The 575-nt window shown below is 69.2% G+C and carries 1 protein-coding gene; it reads right to left on the bottom strand.

The window, feature by feature from the left end; translation table 11 throughout:
• The coding region (locus tag ACX28W_RS44025; RefSeq protein ID WP_459005710.1) for an AMP-binding protein at positions 1–575 on the bottom strand (575 nt) is incomplete at both ends.

Genomic DNA, 575 nt, shown 5'->3' on the forward strand with positions numbered 1-575 from the left:
GGGCGGCCGATGGGCACGGCGGTGGCGCCGGGGAGGATCTGGCCGGCGGTGACGTCCACGGACGCTTCGGTCGGCCCGTACAGATTGTGCAGGGCCGCACCGGGCAGCACCTGATGGAACCGCTCGGCCAGTGACACCGGCAGGGCCTCGCCGCTGCACATCACCTGACGCAGGCTCCCGTCGCAGCCCGCCGCCCTCGGTGCGTCGAGGAAGGCCTGGAGCATCGATGGCACGAAGTGGCTGGTGGTGATCCCGCAGTCCTTGATCAACCCGGCCAGATACGCCGGATCCTTGTGCCCCTCCGGCCTGGCGAGCACCAGGGTCGCCCCCGTGATCAACGGCCAGAAGAACTCCCACACCGACACATCGAAGCTGGACGGAGTCTTCTGCAGCACCCGGTCGGCGGGGGTGAGGCGATAGGTGTCCTGCATCCACAGCAGGCGGTTCACGATCCCCGCCTGAGGCACCACCACACCCTTGGGACGCCCGGTGGAACCGGAGGTGTAGATCACGTACGCCGGGTGACGCGGATCGTACGACCTCGGCAGCTCACCGCACGGCCCCTCGGGCAGACC

The sequence above is a fragment of the Streptomyces sp. SD15 genome (genome assembly GCF_054462255.1).